Raw genomic sequence first — 17,741 nt, 5'->3', positions numbered from 1 at the left:
CGCCATTCATAAGAGAGTTTTGGGGGATTCGCCAAATTGGTAAAATGGGACTATAACGTGAATTTGGCATCACAAAAACTTGTCCTGCACAAGAGCAATTGATATAGTGAAAAGACAAAAGGATAAGACATTGGACGAGACCAGGACATGAAGCACATGCTCCGGCGAACAGCCGGGTAAGCATGTGCTTTTTTTTGCGTTTCTGGGGAGTCCATTACGAGGGAGGAGATCGAATGAAGGTTGCGATATACGTGTGCCGAGTCAGGGAGGGGTGGAGGATACTGTTGTCCTTGGATATTCGGGTAGATGTCACATGGTGGATTGGAGGAGCAAGTGGGAAGCAGGTGCTGAACTGGTTGTTGTTAGATGAGGCGCTACCTTTAAGTCAGGCGTCTTGGCTTGTTGAACATTTTGAGATGGAGCGAGTGATGGATCATTGGAATACGGGGCACTGGCAAGCATATACACGGCGTAAAGTGGATGAATATGAAAAGCTGTCCGGGGAACAGGAAGCAAGAGGAGGAAATGCAGGCATGGCAGGAGGGGCGAGGATGGCTGCTGCTGAAACTAGAGCTGTGGTGGGCGGGATGCCTGCTGCATATCCCGCCGAAGGGTGGGCTCAGCTGGAGCGGGGCGCTGCCCTGCTGGCTGAGCGGCTTCGCGGCCGCCAATTGCTGGCGGCCGAGGCAGAGGCGCTGCTGGCGGACACCGTCCCGCAGCTGGCCTCCTGGCGCGCGGCTGCGCAGCTCGCGCGACTGCACGGGCGGCTGAGTATCACAGCCGCCCTGGAACTGGCCACGCGCCGCCGGCCCGCGTGGCTGAGCGCGCATGGCGCGCCCCGCTGCCGCCGGTGCGGCAGCGTTGCCAGGCAGCGCGTGCCCTGCGCTGCCTGCGGCCTGGCGGCGTGCGCCTACTGCGAGGCTTGCCTCGCGCTGGGGCGCAGCCGTGCCTGTGCGCTGCTGCTGCGCAGTGCAGTGCCTGCGGCCGTGCAGGGCACGGCCGCTATTGCCACCGGCGGCGGACTTGCCCGGTGGGGGCTAAGCGCATCGCAGAGCGCGGCAGCTTCTGCGGCGCTGGCGTATTTGGCCCGGCCTACCTCCGCAGAGGATGGGCCGGGGCGGTTCTTGCTGTGGGCCGTGACCGGGGCCGGCAAGACAGAAATGATTTTCCCGCTGCTCCAGCATACGCTGGAGCGCGGCGGGCGAGCACTTGTAGCAACGCCGCGGAGAGACGTGGTACTGGAGCTGGTGCCACGTCTCTCCAAAGCCTTCCCTGACGTTACGCTGGCCACCCTGTACGGAGGCAGCACCGAACGTTGGAAAGACGCACAGCTTACCCTCGCGACCACGCATCAGCTGATGCGTTTTTACCAAGGATTTGATCTGGTCATTATCGATGAGCTCGATGCGTTTCCTTATCATAATGATCCCATGCTTGCTCACGCTGCTGCAGCTTCCTGCAAACCTGATGGGAATTTCATATATCTATCTGCTACTCCGCCAGCCCGGTTACAGAAAGAAGTCGTACAGGGAAAGCTCGCCCATGCCCGAGTGCCAGTACGCTTTCACCGCCACCCTTTGCCCGTGCCTCAATTAATCAAGATGCCTACTGTTGCTGAATGTATCAAAAAATGGAATCTTCCCGCTACCTTGAGGAACAGTATCCAAACTTCCTTGCAGCGTGATGCGCAGGTTTTTGTATTCGTAACGCGCATTGCCCAAATTGAGGCATTTGTTGACCTGATGCGCCGTATATTCCCTCAAATCCCTATCCAAGGTACATCATCCCAAGATACGGACCGGGCAAGTAAAGTCATGGCATTCCGCGAACGAGACATTCGTCTGTTGGTGACGACCACCATTCTGGAGCGGGGAGTGACCATTCCACGCAGCGACGTATTTATTTTGGATGCGGATAATGGGCTCTTCGATGAGGCTTCACTGGTACAGATGGCGGGCAGAGCAGGGCGATCCATGGATGATCCGGCAGGCAGAGTCGTTTTCGCATCCTCCCGACGCACACGATCTCAGGTTAAGGCAGTGGCACAGATTAAGAAAATGAACACCATTGCACATCGCAAGGGCTACCTGCACCGACAGTCCCAACCATAAATATATTCCATCCAAGGAGGTTACGGCGCAATGCTCAATCGGCTTAACGATATAACCGACTTTGTTCACCAACTGCCCCATCGTATACATAACCTGTTTGCCCCGCCGGGGGCAACCTGTCTAACCTGCGGCACTCGAGCGGTATTATCTCCGAGCTACCAGGGTATTTGTACACGCTGTGTGAAACAGATTCCCTGGATTCGCTCCATTCGCTGTCATTGCTGTGGCCGGGCCATCGGCTGTCCGGACTGTATCCGTCCACATATGCAGAACCGTTCGTTCATCTGCAACCGGAGTGCCGTCCAGTACAATGCCCTTATGAAAGAATGGATCGGCATGTACAAATTCAGAGGCCATGAACGCTACGCGCCGCTGTTAACGTCGCTTCTCATCCAAGCCTTCCAAGCCATGAGCGAAGAACTGAGTTCGGCTGTGGCAAAAGAAACCCAAGCTTCCGTGGCTCATCCCGCCACCTCTGCTTTACCTCCGGTGGATGCCGGATTCCATCCACCGAGTCCGCGCGCGTCAACTTACGCGCGCGTTCAGCCATCTAGCCCGCACACATCAACAGTTGTGCGGGACCAACCCCAAGCAGCGACACGCCAAACGCCATCGCTGCTCCAAAGCCCTAAGCCGCGATGGCGGCCTGACGCGGTGACTTACGTCCCCGTCAGCAGCGAACGCCTTGCCGAGCGCGGCTTCAACCAGGCCGAGCGGCTCGCTGCCGGACTCGCCGCAGCCTTCCGTCTACCCGTGGTTAACCTGCTGCAGCGCCAGATCAACACCACCAAGCAGAGCTTCAAGAAACGTGGCGAAAGGATCGAGAGTATGAAGGAAGCTTTTTCAATGAGCCTCGGCGCAATAGATATTTTGAGGGAGCTTCATATGAGGGGAGAAGTTTCTAATACTATGAAAGAGCAGTCTTCTCCATTTCGGTTGCTGCTGGTCGATGATATTTACACAACAGGCAGCACCTTGGACGCGTGCGGGAGGGTCATTTTAAATGCTGCTGTGTCTAGTGATACTCCCATAGAGATCTATTCACTAACTTTAGCGAGATCATAGAAGACATTTTGATAATACAGTGAATTTGAATTTATATGATGTGATAGATTATCATGAAATAAAAGCAATAAAGCTTTTTCATAAAGAGGAAAGGATATAAATTCTTTGTTCATAACAATAAAAAATCATCAGAAATTTTGCATATGTACGCATTATCTGTCCTCTTGGTGCGCAAATAGACTATGGACTTGATGTGAGACAATAAGGTAATGTATAGATATTATCCATCGGAATAAGGAAGTTTGAGAGGGGCGTTTAAGCGATGAATCTGGGTAATTGTCCTCGCTGTGGCAGATTGTATGCATTGAACTTTCGGGATGTATGCTCGAACTGTATCAAGGAAATTGAACAGGAATACCAGACTTGTGTAGACTATTTGAGGGAAAATAAAGGTACTAATATACAGGAACTATCTGATGCAACGGAGGTCTCCATTAAACAGATTACCAAGTTCATCCGTGAGGGACGGATTTCCATCGAAAACGCCCCGAATATGATGTATCCTTGTGAAGTATGTGGGACGCTAATTCGTGAAGGGCATATGTGTGATTCGTGCCGAAATCGCTTAACGAAGGACTTGGCTGGAGCAGCACGTGAGGTAGGCCAGAAGGATAACGGTAATATAGGCGGACGAGCCTACAATGCTGTCGACAAACTCCGGGATTCATAGGAACGAGGGCTTAAATGCAGCTCTTGCTATAACAAATGTTTTGGAATGTACCGATAAACTTATTAAAGATTATCGGTTTTTTTTATTATCCGAATTGTTCGCTATGATAAAGATAATGTAAAAATCCCAAGGTGAAGGAAGTGTATTTCGTATGAAAATCAATGAACCGAATAGAATTGGTGCTATTAATTCCTATCAAAGGAACATTGAATCCAATCAGCAGGCTGATGCCAAGAAAAGCCGCCGTAAGGACGAAGTATCCATTTCTCCGGAGGCGATGAAGATGCTTGAAGATCAAAGTCGTACACAGGATGCAGCACGTACACAGCGCATTCAGGAATTAAAGGAACAGGTAAATTCGGGAACGTATCAAGTAGACAGCCAGAAGCTCGCAGAGAAGCTCGCTCCATACTTTAAGAACTTCCCTAATCAATAGGAGGACACATGGCCATTGAATCGATAATCGATGTACTTGAACAGCTGCAAGCTGCACATGAGGATATGCTGGAACTGGGAGAACAGAAGAAGGAAGCGGTTGTTGCCAACAAAGTCGAGACACTGATCGCTCTGATCAATCAAGAAACCAAATTAGCTAAAAAAATTGAGATGATCGAGCAGCAGAGACTTCAAGCGGTTCATCAGTTCCTGGAGGAACGTGGCATCAAGTCAAAACTGAATCTGACGATCAGTGAGTTAATGAGACTTGTTTTTGATGCTTCCGAGAAGAAGAGACTCCTTCAGGCTCAAACCTCATTAACAGATGTGCTGCAAAAGGTGAAATTTCTGAATGAAGCCAATCAACAGCTGATCAAACAGTCACTCTCGTACATCGACTTCTTTATTGAGACAATGTCATTTCATTCTGAATCAGAGGCCACTTATCAGAATCCTTCAGAGAAGCCTTACGGTATGGCTCGCTCCGGACTCTTTGATACACGGGCTTAATAATGGGGGAAAAACAACATGGCTTCAACATTCCATTCAATTGAAACGGCCAAACGCAGTTTAATTACGCAAACCGCCGCTTTGAATACAACAGGACATAACGTTGCCAATGCAAATACACCGGGTTATTCACGTCAAGTTGTCAATATGACTGCGGCAGACCCGATTGATGCTGTGGCCTTTTATCGCACGACATCTCCAGGTCAGCTTGGAACAGGGGTTGAATTTAACTCCATTCTGCGTGTCCGTGAATCTTTTCTGGATGGCCAGTTCCGTAATGAAAATACATCACTTGGGGGCTGGACTGTTCGAAACAGTACACTGGAAAAGCTCGAGACGATTATGAATGAGCCCTCGGATACAGGGATTCGTACAGTTCTGAATAATTTTTGGAACTCCTGGTCCGATCTGAGCCAAGATCCGCAGGATGTTACTAACCGAAAGATCGTAAAAGAAACAACGTTGGCATTAACGGATGGTTTAAATCAGATTAGTCTCCAATTGGATGCGCTGACTAACGATCTCACCAACAACGTTTCATTAAAAACGACCGAAATCAATTCATATCTGCAGTCCATCGCGGATCTGAACAATAATATCGTAAAAGTGGAGCAGCTTGGAGATAATGCCAACGATTTGCGTGACCAGCGTGATTATGCAGTAGATCAGCTTTCCAAGATTGCCGGCGTTCAGATAACAGAACTGGATAGCGGCTACCAGGTAACGATTGCAGGCCAAGTAGCAGTTACTGGAGCTGCGGTTGTTCCTGTCACGGCTGATATTTTGGAGAACGCTTATCAAGCGGGGACTTTGACTGGCGGCGAAGTCTACGGAATGATCCATTCACGTGATCAATATGTAGCAGACTATCGCAACCAGGTAAATCAACTGGCGAATACGCTCGCAACCGGGGATATTGAGATTACCATTCCTGCTGGATCCGTATTGCCTAGCGGCACGGTTTTCAACAACGTGACCTATTCCGATGCCAATAACAATAGAACGTTAACATCAGATTTGAAAGTGACGGTACAAGGGATTAATGGACTGCACAAATTGGGTTATACGCTTAGTGGAAATACGCCAACAGCGGGTGGAGACTTCTTTACAACCAAAGACGGTTCAGGAACAATCACGGCTGGGAATATTACATTAAGTACGGATATCCAAAATGATCCGAATAACATTGCAACTTCGATGCGTACTACCGGAACGGGTACAGGTGAAAGTGTTGTTCTGGGTAATAACAGCTTGGCGCTGGCTTTGGCTGGCTTAAAGGACGCGAAGTTTGATTTTGGTACCGGACTGTCCAAACCGACGACGGTGGACGACTTTTTTGGCGCAATTGTAGGTCAACTTGGTGTCCAGACTCAAGAAGCCAATCGTCAAGCGCAAAATGCTCAACTCCTTACCGAACAGGTCGACTTGAATCGTCAATCGGTAAGCGGCGTATCTCTCGATGAAGAGATGAGTAACTTGATCAAATTCCAGCACGCGTATAGTGCAGCTGCCCGTTTCATGACTGCCTACGACGAACTGCTAAATAAACTCATTAACAGCACCGGTGTAGTCGGTCGCTAAGACATAGAAAGGGGTAACCAATAATGGCTATTCGCGTAACCTCAGGTATGATGAGCACTCAGATGCTTAGCAACCTGAACCGCAACCTGAACCGTATGGATAACATGTCCAATCAGATTTCCACAGGGCGCAAAATCAATAAACCATCCGATGATCCTGTTGGTGTGACTTACGCGCTCCGTTACCGTGCAGAGCTGGCGGCCAATGAGCAGTATCAATCTAATACGGATGCTGCGGTAAGCTGGCTGGATGCAACAGATTCAAATATGCAGCAAGCCCTGGATGTAGCAAAAAGATTGAAAGAGCTCGCAGTTCAAGGATCCAACGGAACCTTGTCGGACACTGATCTTGAAGCAGTTAATCTGGAAGTAGAGGAATTGAAGAAACATCTTGTGGATATTGGTAATACTCAAATCCGCGGAAAGTATATTTTCAACGGGCAAACCTACGATAAACAACCCTATGAATTATCAGGAACAGTAACCGATTATGCGGACGTGGAGACAGATAAACAAGGAGTTCTTTACTCCATAAGTGAACAGGTCACCTTCCAAATTAATACCTCTGGATCAGATTTTTTTGGTAACAAAGGTGATGCGGACAATATCTTTGCAATTATCGATAATTTATCTGCAGCATTAAATAGTGGTGATCAGGCCGGAGTACAACAGCAATTACAAAATATCGAATCCCGTTCAACCCAAATGCAGGCAGCTCTATCTGAGGTGGGTGCTAGAACCAACCGCGTCGAATTGGTACAAAATCGCCTGAACGATCAAAATTTGAACTTTACGACACTGCAATCGAAAACAGAAGATGCAGATGTGGCGAGCCTCATGATACAAGCTACTTCTGCACAGACGATCTATGAAGCATCACTCAAGTCGTCTGCTCAGATTATGCAGCCATCTCTTATGGACTTTATGAGGTAATAATTGTTTTAATCCAGGATACACAGTAAGCTATGGACAGAGAACAGTCCGTAGCTTTTTTTTACTAATTGGGAGGATGGAAAAAATGGATAAACACAATGATATCAATACTACTGAAGACCAGATGGTAAAGGAAACATATACTTTTCATAAAGGAATACCGGGTTTTGAAGAACTGAAATCCTTTGAATTGCAGCAACATGATGAAGTGTTCAGTCTCTTTAGTTCAGTGGAAGAACCGGCTGTGGCATTTGTAATCGTAAATCCATTTGATTTTCAACCGGATTATGAGTTTGAGCTTTCTCCTGAGAACGTAGAAGATCTTTGCGTAACAGATCCAGATGATGTGGAGGTCCGTTGTATTATCACTTTACACGATAAAATTCAAAATGCTACAGCAAACTTGCTGGCTCCGATAGTATTTAATAAGAAAAAAAGATTCGGGAAACAAATTGTGCTCCAAAATACAGAATATAAAACCAAACATGCATTATGGAGAGATGGAGATTCTTTTGGCAAGGAAGGTGATATTTAATGCTGGTACTCACACGAAAAAAGGGCGAATCCATTGTCATTTCAGATGATATCGTACTGACCGTGCTATCCGTAGATGGAGAACATGTGAAACTTGGAATAGAAGCCCCGAGAGATATTGACATCTATCGCAAGGAAGTTCTTGACGCGATTGAGCAAAACAATCAAAATGCGGCAATGAGTCTGGAGACTTTGCGAAAAACGATGAAAGGGCTTGGTAAAATAACTGAATAGTAGTTTAGAAGATAACACACTCCTAAAACGATGAAAAAAATAGAAAAAAAGTTGAAATGGCTATAAACAAATTATGGCATGGCGTCGATATATATATTAAGGCGGTAATTCTTCAGGGCGGCCGACCTGTGAAGACGCTAATACCACATGGATGTGGGCATATAACCATTTCAGGGAGGAAATAACAATGATTATCAATCACAATATTCAAGCAGTAAACACTCATCGTAACATGGGTCTGAACAACACTGCTGCTAGTAAAAACATGGAAAAGCTGTCTTCCGGTCTGAAAATCAACCGTGCGGCTGATGATGCAGCGGGTCTGGCAATTTCCGAAAAAATGCGTGGTCAAATCCGTGGTTTGGAGCAAGCGCAACGTAACGTACAAGACGGTATCTCATATGCACAAACTGCAGAGGGTGCAATGAACGAAGTGTCCTCCATGTTGACTCGTATGAAAGAATTGTTGGTTCAATCTTCCAACGAAACTTATCAAACAAGCGATGTTTCCAACATTAAAATGGAATTGGGCCAACTTGGTGCTCAAATTGATGCTATCGTATCAAATACTAAATTCAACGGCGTAAACATTACTGCTGGAGTAGATATCACTGCTGATGATAGCGGCTTCCAAATCAGCATCGGTGCTATTACTACAGATGATTTCAAATCAATGACTTCTGGTGTAACGTTGGCATCTGCAACTACAGCAATTGAGAGTGTTGCTAAAGAGCGTGCTAAACTGGGTGCTGTTCAAAACCGTTTGGAATACACTTCCAATAACTTGGGTACAACTGTTGAGAACCTGACTGCTTCCGAGTCCCGTATTCGTGATACAGACATGGCTAAAGAAATGGTTGCTTTGTCCAAAAACAACATTTTGCTGCAAGCATCCCAATCCATGCTCGCACAAGCAAACCAAGCGCCACAAGGCGTTCTGTCGTTGCTTCGTTAATTTTAATGTCAGACCAAGGTCTGATATCATTAAAAAAGTCTCGCATATGCGAGACTTTTTTTTGTGGGATACATAAAGTAATACAACCAATTAGCCGATATAAAGGATAACTAGTAAAACAAAAAAATATAAATTTGAAACGAAATTGTGTTCTTTTAAGTTCATCTGATTGAACGGAGGTAAACTATGGATTCAACCATTAAGAGTGGAAATTCTGGGATCACATCAATTCCTTCGCAACATACTAAGTCAAATGAGCTAGTGGGAATGCAAAAGGGAGCTACTAGAGATAACCAGTTTATTGGTGCTAGCGTGGCTGAACTGCATGAAGCTCAAGTACAGGCTCTTAAAGAACTTGAAGATGCGATGGAAGCTATTCAAGGGCCCCAAAAATCTTTGCAGATATCCATCCATGATAGGACACAGGCCATTGTAATTAAAGTAATGAATAAAGAAACTGGTGATGTTATTAGAGAAGTTCCATCAGAGAAGCTTCTAGATGTTGTTGCTAAAATGATGGAGTTAAATGGAATAATAATTGATGAAAAAGTTTAGGAGGTATATGTAATAATGGTTACACGTATAACAGGTCTAGCAAGTGGCATGGACATTGAATCAATGGTTAAGAAGTTAATGACCGCTGAGAGTGAACCTCTTAACAAAATGAATGCAACTAAACAACTGATGGAGTGGAAGCGTGAAGGGTATCGAGAAATAAGTTCAAAACTCGTGACGCTTGCTCAGACTAAGATAACTGATTTATTCTCCAAAGCTTCATCTTTGAATGCACAAACGACAAAAGTGAGTGGAAACACATCGGCTATAACAGCAAAAGCGGGGAGCACTGCAAGTGGGGTGATGGATATCAACGTTACGAATCTTGCTACCGCTGCTAAAACAGTTTCTACAGGTGCGCCTACTATGAAAAATGGAAGCACACCAAGTGACTGGGGAAGTGTAAAGCTGACTGATATTGATGGGATTTCCATCGATAGTACTACTGGAGGGACAATCACTATTGCTGGTCAACCTATTAGTGTAACTGAGTCGGATACGTTGAGCTCCCTAGTTAGCAAAATCAATGCAAATAGTAAAACAGGGGTATCTGCCGTATATGATTCGGCTTCAGGGAAAATTTCATTAACGAGCCGTTCAACAGGGTCGGCAGGTAACAGCATTTCATTTTCAGATAATAGCGGAATTTTTTCTTCATTAAATTTAACCGCGGCTTTTACTGGTGGAGATGATGCTAAGATATCAGTTAACGGTTTGGATATGACTCAGTCGTCAAATAGCTTTATGCTAAATGGGGTTGAGTTGACTCTTAATGGGGTTACTAATGGAACTGCAGTACACATTGAAGCGATAAAGGATACTGACAAAATCGTTGAGAATATTAAAGGTTTTGTGGATGCATATAATGATATTCTTGGTTCATTGAATTCGAAACTAGGTGAAGAACGTTACAGAAGTTATACCCCACTGACCAGTGAGCAAAAGAGTGAAATGTCAGAAACAGAGGTCACGCAGTGGACTGAAAAGGCAAAAAGCGGTATGCTTCGGAATGATAGTCTCATAGAGTCTACGGTGAGTCAGCTTCGGACAGCGATGATGGAAGGAGTTAAGCTCTCGACTCCGATTACTATCAATGGAGAGACGGTAGATAAAATTGATATGTCATATCTGGGTATAACTACAGGTACATGGGATACAAAAGGGAAACTAGTCTTTAACGAAGATAAGTTTAAAGCAGCCTTGGATGAAAATCCTGATATCGTAAATCAATATTTTGGTCAAAACTTTTCTTCCTCATTTTCCAACAATACGTATACTGAAACGGATGGTATTTTTGCAAGAATCAAAAAAATATCGACTGGAGCTTTGGCGAGTCTGTCTTCTACAGCAGGTACGTCTAAAGTAAGTTCCGATTTAACTACTTCATTTAATGCCAGTAGTACAATGGGAGAAACCTTGAGATTGTTAAATATTCAAATTAGTGATTTTCAAGCTAAGTTAAATAAAAAGGAAACAAACTATTACAAAAAGTTTTCGGCCATGGAGACTGCTATTAATAAATATAATAACATTTCTTCAAGTTTGTCGAGTTATATGTAAGGAGTGTGAATCGTGATTAATTCAGCTTATCAAAAGTATCAACAAACCCAGGCACAAACGGCATCCAAACCGAAGTTACTAATCATGCTATATGATGGGGCCATCCGATTTGTCCAAGCTGGAATAGAGGGAATTAGTGAACTGAATTATGAAAAGGCCAATAATAACCTTTGTAAGGCACAGGCCATTATCCACGAATTGATCTCGTCCTTAAATTTCGAATATTCCATTTCAAACGATCTTGTTCGCATTTATGAATATATGCTAGATTTATTGAAAAAATCTAACATTCAAAAACAATCCTTGTTTGCAGAGGAAGTTGTAGAGCATTTGCGTGAGTTGAGAGAAGCATGGTTTGGGGCCACCAAACAAGTCGGTGCAGGTTTTGGAGTATGAATACCGAAGACTCATCGCATGTATCTTGCTTGTTAGATAATCTGGAGTCTCTTTCTAACCAAACGGTTGCTCGTTTAGCGACAATGGAAGACGACGACTTCACCCTTTTCACGGAGCAACGTGCACAGCTAGTGGAGGCACTTGCTCCTTATCGTGAAGTTATGGATAACAATCACAAGGCCCGAATTGGAAGGATCTTAGATGATGATAAAGCAATACTTGCAAGAATGCATGCAATCAAAGAGGAAGCAGAACAATGGCTGGCAAAGCGTAATACGGGGAAGATACAACGTAATGCCTATCAACAAGTATACACAGCGGACAGTTTGTTTTTCGATAAAAAGAAATGAAAATGTATAATCTGCCGGTATACTTTAGGGTTACCGGCGTTTTTTTATTTGGTAAGCACTAAGGATAATAATGCTTCAAATATTTCATTATAGAAATGGTGGGTACTGCTTTGAGTTTGAAGGAAAGCAATTATGCTATTTTACGAGAACGTTTCTCGCATCTGAGATCTTTCGAAAAAGTCATTGAAAACACTCCGACATTTTCTGAGCCAATTGAACGTGATGAAGAATGGTTAGATGCAATTGAAAATTTAGTGGATGATGAAAAAGTCATATTTGTATATGGCTTTGAACGAGGCCTAGGCATAGCAGATTTGCTTGAACAATATCCGGATCGTTGGTTTATCGTTCATGAGCCCAATACAGAACTTTTCCAACGGGGTCTCAATGATTATGACATTACCCTAGTATTGCAGCATCCAAATCTACACTGGCTTTCCGTTGGTGAAGACCAATTACCGCTGTTATTTAATATCCTTAGTAGCTACATGCAAGATAGGTTGGTATTTATTGCGGCAAGGAAATATTTGCTTGATGAGATAGATCATCTACGTAAGATAAAAGATGATTTTGAGGAATATAGAATATCACACTTAACTAACAAATTTACAGAAGACCGTTTCAGCAGAGAATGGACTCAAAATTATTTGAATCATTTAGTAGATGCGGTTACGGTACCTAACATTGAGCAATTAGCTGGACGACTAAAAAATATTAAGACAGCGGTTGTTGTCTCGTCAGGACCTTCACTCGAAGATGATATTTCAGTTCTAAAACAATTATGCGGACATGCTTTAATAATATCTGCAGGTTCAAGTATTCAGGCTTTGCAAAAGCATGGTATTGATCCACACATTAGTGTCATAATGGATGGTCACGCTGTTAATGAGCGTATCTTTTCAAATCCTGGCACTTTAAATAGTCCTTTGTTCTTCACATCTTCTTCTTACTACCAAATCTCGGATCAGAAGAATAAAGGTAAAATTTACGGTATGTTACGTAATGATTTGGTTTCTCAGTATATGTTGGAACGTAAGGATAGCGATTGTGTTATTATTCCTACTGAGACGGTTGCGGGAACGGCAATTCAAGTTGCTGTAGTATTTGGAGTTCAGCAAATATTGTTTGTTGGCCAAGACTTATCTTTCCCGGATAAGCAGTATTATAGTTCTGGAATTGAGCATTTGTCAGTGGAAGCTCGTTCAAAACAATTAGAAACGGCATTGATTACTGTTCCAAATGTTCAAGGAGGGTTTAATCAGACGGATCGTTCCTTTCTTATTATGAAAAAAGCAATTGAAGATCTAGTAAGACAATACTCCGGTGTCGAATTTATTAATACTAGTGGACGTGGAGCAGTTATTGAAGGAGCACGCTATGTTCCGTTGGAAACCATGTTGCCGGTACTGCAAAAACAACCGATTGTTGAAAAAGGTATTGTTGAAAAGTTAATCGAGGAATACGAATCTTCTTTCCCGGTAATTAATGATCGTTTGCTTACCTTATACAGCAAGATCAGAGGAGTCTATAATGAGATTGCGGAATTACCTGAACAAATAAAGAAATTGAATTCTCAAATCTCAGATATGGAAAGATACAGTAGATCAAAACCGGCGAAAGCAGTAAAATCCTTTGAGAAAATCGGATATATGTGGGGCGATATTGCTAACAAAAGCTGGTTTTCCCCGCTTTTTGAAACGTTACTGCCAATTCAAATCTCGAATTTTGATCGTGTACTTCCGTTGATTTCTAATGAAGAGCGTTTAATTGAAAAATCTGCTCTCGTTTATAAACATCTTGGAGAGTTAGTTGGAAAAATCAAAGAACAAGTCCCGCTATTATTGGAGCGACTGGATGAGGCAAGTGAGCGTATTTCTCACAAAATAGAATCTTCTGATCGGATGAAATGAGGAATGGGCCATGTTTGAGGATAAAATCATACTCGTTACTGGAGGCACTGGTTCCATTGGTAGCGAAATCGTACGTATGCTGTTAAAGGAAAATCCAAGGGCTATACGAATCTATAGCCGTGACGAAAGTAAGCAATTTGCCATGCAACATGAACTTCGGGGGTTTTCTAACATTCGATATCTGATTGGAGATATTCGGGATAAACAGCGCTTAAGTTATGCTATGGAAGGTGTGGACTTTATCTTTCATGCTGCAGCACTGAAACATGTGCCTGCTTGTGAATATAATCCGATGGAAGCAGTTAAAACCAATGTGGTTGGAGTACAAAATATAATAGAGGCAGCACTGGAGAATGACGTTCAAAAAGTAATATCCATAAGTACAGATAAAGTTGTTAATCCTACTAATACAATGGGGGCAACAAAACTTTTATCTGAGCGATTAATATCCGCTGCCAACTTCTATAAAGGTAATAAACCTACAATATTCTCCTGTGTACGTTTTGGGAATGTTATGGGATCACGCGGCTCTGTTATTCCCTTGTTTCGAGAGCAAATTCAAAAAGGTAAAAGTGTCTCGGTAACACACCATGAGATGACACGTTTTATGATGTCTATTCCTCAGGCTGCAGAGCTGGTATTAAATGCAGCACGTTTATCCCAAGGTGGGGAAGTATTTGTTTTAAAAATGCCGATATTGAAAATCACTGATCTCGCTGAATGTTTAGTTGAATCATTTGAACAGGCAACAGGCAAAAGCTATGAGGCAACGATTGAAGAGGTTGGTGTGCGTCCTGGGGAAAAACTCTACGAAGAACTTATGACCCTAGATGAAGCAGAGAGAGCAGTGGAAAATACTAGTATGTATATTATACCAACTGTTTTTGATACTAAACGCCTAAACTATGAAGGATTTGTTCCGGCACTTCACCAGGAATACTCATCCCACACTGCACCAAGACTTCATAAGGAAGATCTGCGTGAATTACTTGAAGCAAATGGACTTGGTTTTGGGGGAGAAAATTGAAAGATGAAGAAGAGAATATCTGATTGTTTAGCCATTATTCCTGCCCGTGGAGTATCGAAAGGGTTACCAGGTAAAAATATTCGATTAATGAATGGGAAGCCTATGATTGTGTATACAATTGAAGCTGCATTTAAGAGTGGCTGTGTTAATGAAGTGGTCGTTTCAACTGATTCTGAAGAAATTGCAAAGGTGGCCCGTGAAGCCGGGGCTTCTGTACCTTTCTTACGTCCAACTGAGCTGGCTTCCGATGAAGCAAAAAGTATTGATGTTATAAAACATGCGGTTGCTTATTATGAGCGCGAATTAGAGCTCTCGTTTGATTCAATTTTGCTTTTACAGCCGACCTCTCCATTAAGGAATGCAAAGGATATCTTAGATGCCTATAAGGAATTTGTTTCCCATGATGCTGACTCGTTACAAAGTGTGACTTCTGCTCAGACACATCCATATTTGTTGCGATGTATCGATGAACATGGAAAGCTATCTTCCTATGTCAAGGCTGTTTCACATTTAAGGCGACAAGAACTGGAGAAGTTGTACGAGTTGAATGGAGCAGTGTATTTTATGAAACGTGATCTGTTGATGGAACAAAATCTGATAGTAGGTGAAAATAATTTGGGGTTTATCATGCCCAAAGAACGTTCGATTGACATAGACGATATTTGGGATTTCCGCTTGGCGGAGTTTGCTATGAAAGAATTTGAAAGAAAGGACGGCCAGAAAGGAGAAGAAGAATGGCAATAAATCAGTTGTTTAAATCTAAGGACCAACCGTATTTCTATGTTATTGCTGAAGTTGGAGTGAATCACAACGGTTCTCTTGAGCTAGCGTTGGAGTGTATTGACAAGGCAGTTGAAGCTGGAGCGGATGCAGTTAAGTTCCAAACTTTTGTCAGTGAAAATTTGGTCACTCGTGGTGCAAACAAGGCGGAATATCAAGAGAAAAACACAACGTCATCAGAAAGTCAGTTAGAAATGCTCAAAAAGCTGGAATTGAAATTTGAGGATTTTCGGTTATTGCAACACTATTGTATAGAAAAAGGAATTGATTTTCTATCAACGCCTTTTGATGAGCAAAGCGCAGCTTTTCTGGATTCTATAGAGGTGCAGGCTTTCAAAGTCGGTTCCGGTGATATGAACAATATTCCGTTTTTGCATCAACTTAATTCTTATCGTCGCCCAATACTATTGTCAACGGGCATGGCGAATTTAGAAGAGATTAAGGAAGCTCTCGTGGCAATCCCAGATTGTCAGGTTGCTCTCCTGCATTGTACCTCTGATTATCCTGCACCGCTTGTAGATGTGAATTTGGCTGCAATACAGACATTGCGAGATAAGTTTAACCAAGTAACAGGGTATTCCGATCATACAGAAGGCATAGAGATTTCTCTTGCAGCTGCTGCATTTGGGGCACAAGTGATTGAAAAGCATTTCACCCTAGATCGTCAACTTTCTGGACCAGATCACAAAGCATCGCTGGAACCTTATGAACTATCCAGACTTGTTAAGGCTCTGAGAGGGCTACAGTTGGCTTGGGGGGATGGAAATAAGCGTTGTATGCCGTCTGAGGTGAATACACGTGTTGTCGCTCGTAAGAGTATAGTTGCCGCACGGAATATTCCGTCGGGAAAAGTTTTAGAGAAAGCAGACTTAACTATTAAACGACCTGGAACGGGTCTTGCACCGAAATGTTATTATGAACTGCTAGGACAAACTGCGACACGAGAAATTGAAGAGGAAGAACTGCTTAGTTGGGACGATGTAAAATGAAGAAAATCATGGTTGTGACAGGCACGCGTGCCGACTATGGTATCTATCATCCGGTAATAGAACGTATTCAAGCTGATGAAGAACTGGAACTTTTAATTCTCGCCACTGGAATGCATTTATCGCCACAATACGGCTGTACTATTGAGCAGATTGAGCGAGACGGTTTTACTGTGAATTTTCGGGTGGATTCACTTCTTCATGGCGGGACTCATGGAAATATGGCCCGATCAATTGCTATGGGAATTTTAGGGATGACACAAACCTTTGAGCAGAGCAGGCCTGATGTGGTGTTGTTACTAGGTGACCGTGGAGAGATGCTCGCGGCCGCGATCGCTGCGACGCACTTGAATATTTTGGTCGCTCATTTGCATGGAGGAGAAGTATCTGGAACGATCGACGAATCTGTCCGCCACTCAATCAGCAAGCTGGCTCATCTGCATCTTCCGGCTACTCAAGGTAGTGCTGTGCGATTACGGCGTATGGGTGAAGATGAATGGAGAGTACATGTGGTTGGCGCACCTCGGATCGAGACGATTCGTCGAGAGAAATTGCCGGATATAGAGCAAGTCTTAACACGATATGAACTGAAAGGCATTGGTGAATATTCACTCTTTATTTATCATCCTGTCACGACAGAGGTAACGGCTGTTCATGAGCTGGAAAAAATGATTCTTGTTCTTTTGCAACACAGTCAACATGTTATTGCGGTTAGACCAAATGCTGATGCAGGCACTGAACAGATCGCTTCGGTATATGAGAGATTAAACCAGTATCCAAACTTAACCACAGTCACAAGTTTTGCACCGCTGGACTATTTGACACTTTTACGACATACACAGGTGTTGGTGGGTAATTCTTCATCAGGAATCATCGAAGCAGCGTCATTCGGGATACCGGTAATTAATATAGGAAGCCGACAAGCAGGACGGGAGCGTTCTGCAAATACAGTTGATATTGAAGAAAGTGCAACGGCATTAAGTCAGGCATTGGTACAAATAAGTTCTCAGTTATTTGTCGAGAATTTAGAGAACTTACACAATGTATACGAGTATCCAGGGACATCAGATCATATTGTACGATTGTTAAAGGAGACTCCCTCAAACAGAGAATGGATTCAAAAGACTATTTCCTACTGAGAAAGAAGGAA

The 17,741-nt window shown here is 43.7% G+C and carries 20 protein-coding genes; 19 read left to right on the top strand and 1 reads right to left on the bottom strand.

The window, feature by feature from the left end; genetic code table 11:
• Positions 1-233 precede the first annotated feature (233 nt).
• Entirely contained in the window at positions 234-2,111 is a 1,878-nt protein-coding gene (locus AB3N00_RS19950; protein WP_413036156.1) for a helicase-related protein, read from the top strand.
• A gap of 144 nt (positions 2,112-2,255) precedes the next feature.
• Here AB3N00_RS19950 and AB3N00_RS19945 read toward each other — a convergent pair whose 3' ends face one another.
• The gene (locus AB3N00_RS19945) at positions 2,256-2,468 is read right to left on the bottom strand and encodes a hypothetical protein (protein ID WP_413036155.1); all 213 of its coding nucleotides are present in this window, start codon (positions 2,466-2,468) and stop codon (positions 2,256-2,258) included.
• Between AB3N00_RS19945 and AB3N00_RS19940 the strand changes: the two genes are divergently transcribed.
• From AB3N00_RS19940 to neuC, 18 genes are all read left to right on the top strand, one after another.
• Entirely contained in the window at positions 2,448-3,176 is a 729-nt protein-coding gene (locus tag AB3N00_RS19940) for a ComF family protein (RefSeq protein WP_413036154.1), read from the top strand. The genes AB3N00_RS19945 and AB3N00_RS19940 overlap by 21 nt on opposite strands.
• 262 nt (positions 3,177-3,438) lie before the next feature.
• Positions 3,439-3,846 carry a TIGR03826 family flagellar region protein gene (locus tag AB3N00_RS19935; RefSeq protein WP_413036153.1) on the top strand — a complete coding sequence of 136 codons (408 nt, stop codon included), beginning with the start codon at positions 3,439-3,441 and terminating at the stop codon, positions 3,844-3,846.
• Between the two features lie 151 nt (positions 3,847-3,997).
• The gene (flgM, locus tag AB3N00_RS19930) at positions 3,998-4,282 is read left to right on the top strand and encodes a flagellar biosynthesis anti-sigma factor FlgM (protein ID WP_076287615.1); all 285 of its coding nucleotides are present in this window, start codon (positions 3,998-4,000) and stop codon (positions 4,280-4,282) included.
• Between the two features lie 8 nt (positions 4,283-4,290).
• Positions 4,291-4,791 carry a flagellar protein FlgN gene (locus AB3N00_RS19925; protein ID WP_076287616.1) on the top strand — a complete coding sequence of 167 codons (501 nt, stop codon included), beginning with the start codon at positions 4,291-4,293 and terminating at the stop codon, positions 4,789-4,791.
• Between the two features lie 18 nt (positions 4,792-4,809).
• The gene (gene flgK / locus AB3N00_RS19920; RefSeq protein WP_413036152.1) at positions 4,810-6,372 is read left to right on the top strand and encodes a flagellar hook-associated protein FlgK; all 1,563 of its coding nucleotides are present in this window, start codon (positions 4,810-4,812) and stop codon (positions 6,370-6,372) included.
• 23 nt (positions 6,373-6,395) lie between these two features.
• Positions 6,396-7,304, top strand: coding sequence for a flagellar hook-associated protein FlgL (flgL, locus tag AB3N00_RS19915; RefSeq protein ID WP_413036151.1), 909 nt, complete (start codon positions 6,396-6,398; stop codon positions 7,302-7,304).
• Positions 7,305-7,389: 85 nt separating this feature from the next.
• Positions 7,390-7,839 carry a flagellar assembly protein FliW gene (fliW, locus tag AB3N00_RS19910; RefSeq protein ID WP_413036150.1) on the top strand — a complete coding sequence of 150 codons (450 nt, stop codon included), beginning with the start codon at positions 7,390-7,392 and terminating at the stop codon, positions 7,837-7,839.
• Positions 7,839-8,072 (top strand): carbon storage regulator CsrA, encoded by a 234-nt coding sequence (csrA, locus tag AB3N00_RS19905; RefSeq protein ID WP_413036149.1) that lies wholly within the window; start codon positions 7,839-7,841, stop codon positions 8,070-8,072. The genes fliW and csrA overlap by 1 nt, the downstream gene beginning before the upstream one ends.
• A gap of 187 nt (positions 8,073-8,259) precedes the next feature.
• Positions 8,260-9,027 (top strand): flagellin, encoded by a 768-nt coding sequence (locus tag AB3N00_RS19900; RefSeq protein ID WP_413036148.1) that lies wholly within the window; start codon positions 8,260-8,262, stop codon positions 9,025-9,027.
• A gap of 186 nt (positions 9,028-9,213) precedes the next feature.
• Complete coding sequence (locus AB3N00_RS19895) at positions 9,214-9,582, top strand: flagellar protein FlaG (protein ID WP_413036147.1); 369 nt, start codon at positions 9,214-9,216, stop codon at positions 9,580-9,582.
• A gap of 15 nt (positions 9,583-9,597) precedes the next feature.
• Positions 9,598-11,142: a flagellar filament capping protein FliD gene (fliD, locus tag AB3N00_RS19890; protein ID WP_413036146.1), complete on the top strand. Its 1,545-nt coding sequence runs from the start codon at positions 9,598-9,600 to the stop codon at positions 11,140-11,142.
• Positions 11,143-11,154: 12 nt separating this feature from the next.
• A complete protein-coding gene (fliS, locus tag AB3N00_RS19885; RefSeq protein ID WP_413036145.1) occupies positions 11,155-11,538 on the top strand; it encodes a flagellar export chaperone FliS in 384 nt (127 codons plus the stop codon).
• A complete protein-coding gene (locus AB3N00_RS19880; protein WP_413036144.1) occupies positions 11,535-11,888 on the top strand; it encodes a hypothetical protein in 354 nt (117 codons plus the stop codon). Before fliS ends, AB3N00_RS19880 begins: the two co-directional genes overlap by 4 nt.
• Before the next feature lie 110 nt (positions 11,889-11,998).
• The gene (locus tag AB3N00_RS19875) at positions 11,999-13,798 is read left to right on the top strand and encodes a motility associated factor glycosyltransferase family protein (RefSeq protein WP_413036143.1); all 1,800 of its coding nucleotides are present in this window, start codon (positions 11,999-12,001) and stop codon (positions 13,796-13,798) included.
• A 10-nt stretch (positions 13,799-13,808) separates the two neighbouring features.
• Entirely contained in the window at positions 13,809-14,825 is a 1,017-nt protein-coding gene (locus tag AB3N00_RS19870; protein WP_413036142.1) for a UDP-N-acetylglucosamine 4,6-dehydratase family protein, read from the top strand.
• Between the two features lie 3 nt (positions 14,826-14,828).
• Positions 14,829-15,569: a cytidylyltransferase domain-containing protein gene (locus tag AB3N00_RS19865; RefSeq protein ID WP_413036141.1), complete on the top strand. Its 741-nt coding sequence runs from the start codon at positions 14,829-14,831 to the stop codon at positions 15,567-15,569.
• Complete coding sequence (neuB, locus tag AB3N00_RS19860) at positions 15,566-16,594, top strand: N-acetylneuraminate synthase (RefSeq protein WP_413036593.1); 1,029 nt, start codon at positions 15,566-15,568, stop codon at positions 16,592-16,594. The genes AB3N00_RS19865 and neuB overlap by 4 nt, the downstream gene beginning before the upstream one ends.
• Positions 16,591-17,730: a UDP-N-acetylglucosamine 2-epimerase gene (gene neuC / locus AB3N00_RS19855; protein WP_413036140.1), complete on the top strand. Its 1,140-nt coding sequence runs from the start codon at positions 16,591-16,593 to the stop codon at positions 17,728-17,730. The genes neuB and neuC overlap by 4 nt, the downstream gene beginning before the upstream one ends.
• Positions 17,731-17,741: the final 11 nt, after the last annotated feature.

The sequence above is a fragment of the Paenibacillus xylanilyticus genome (assembly GCF_047246825.1).
GTDB classification, from domain to species: domain Bacteria; phylum Bacillota; class Bacilli; order Paenibacillales; family Paenibacillaceae; genus Paenibacillus; species Paenibacillus xylanilyticus_B.
Note: the sequence above shows the minus strand (reverse complement) of the source record. Positions and strands in the feature narration are given on the sequence as shown.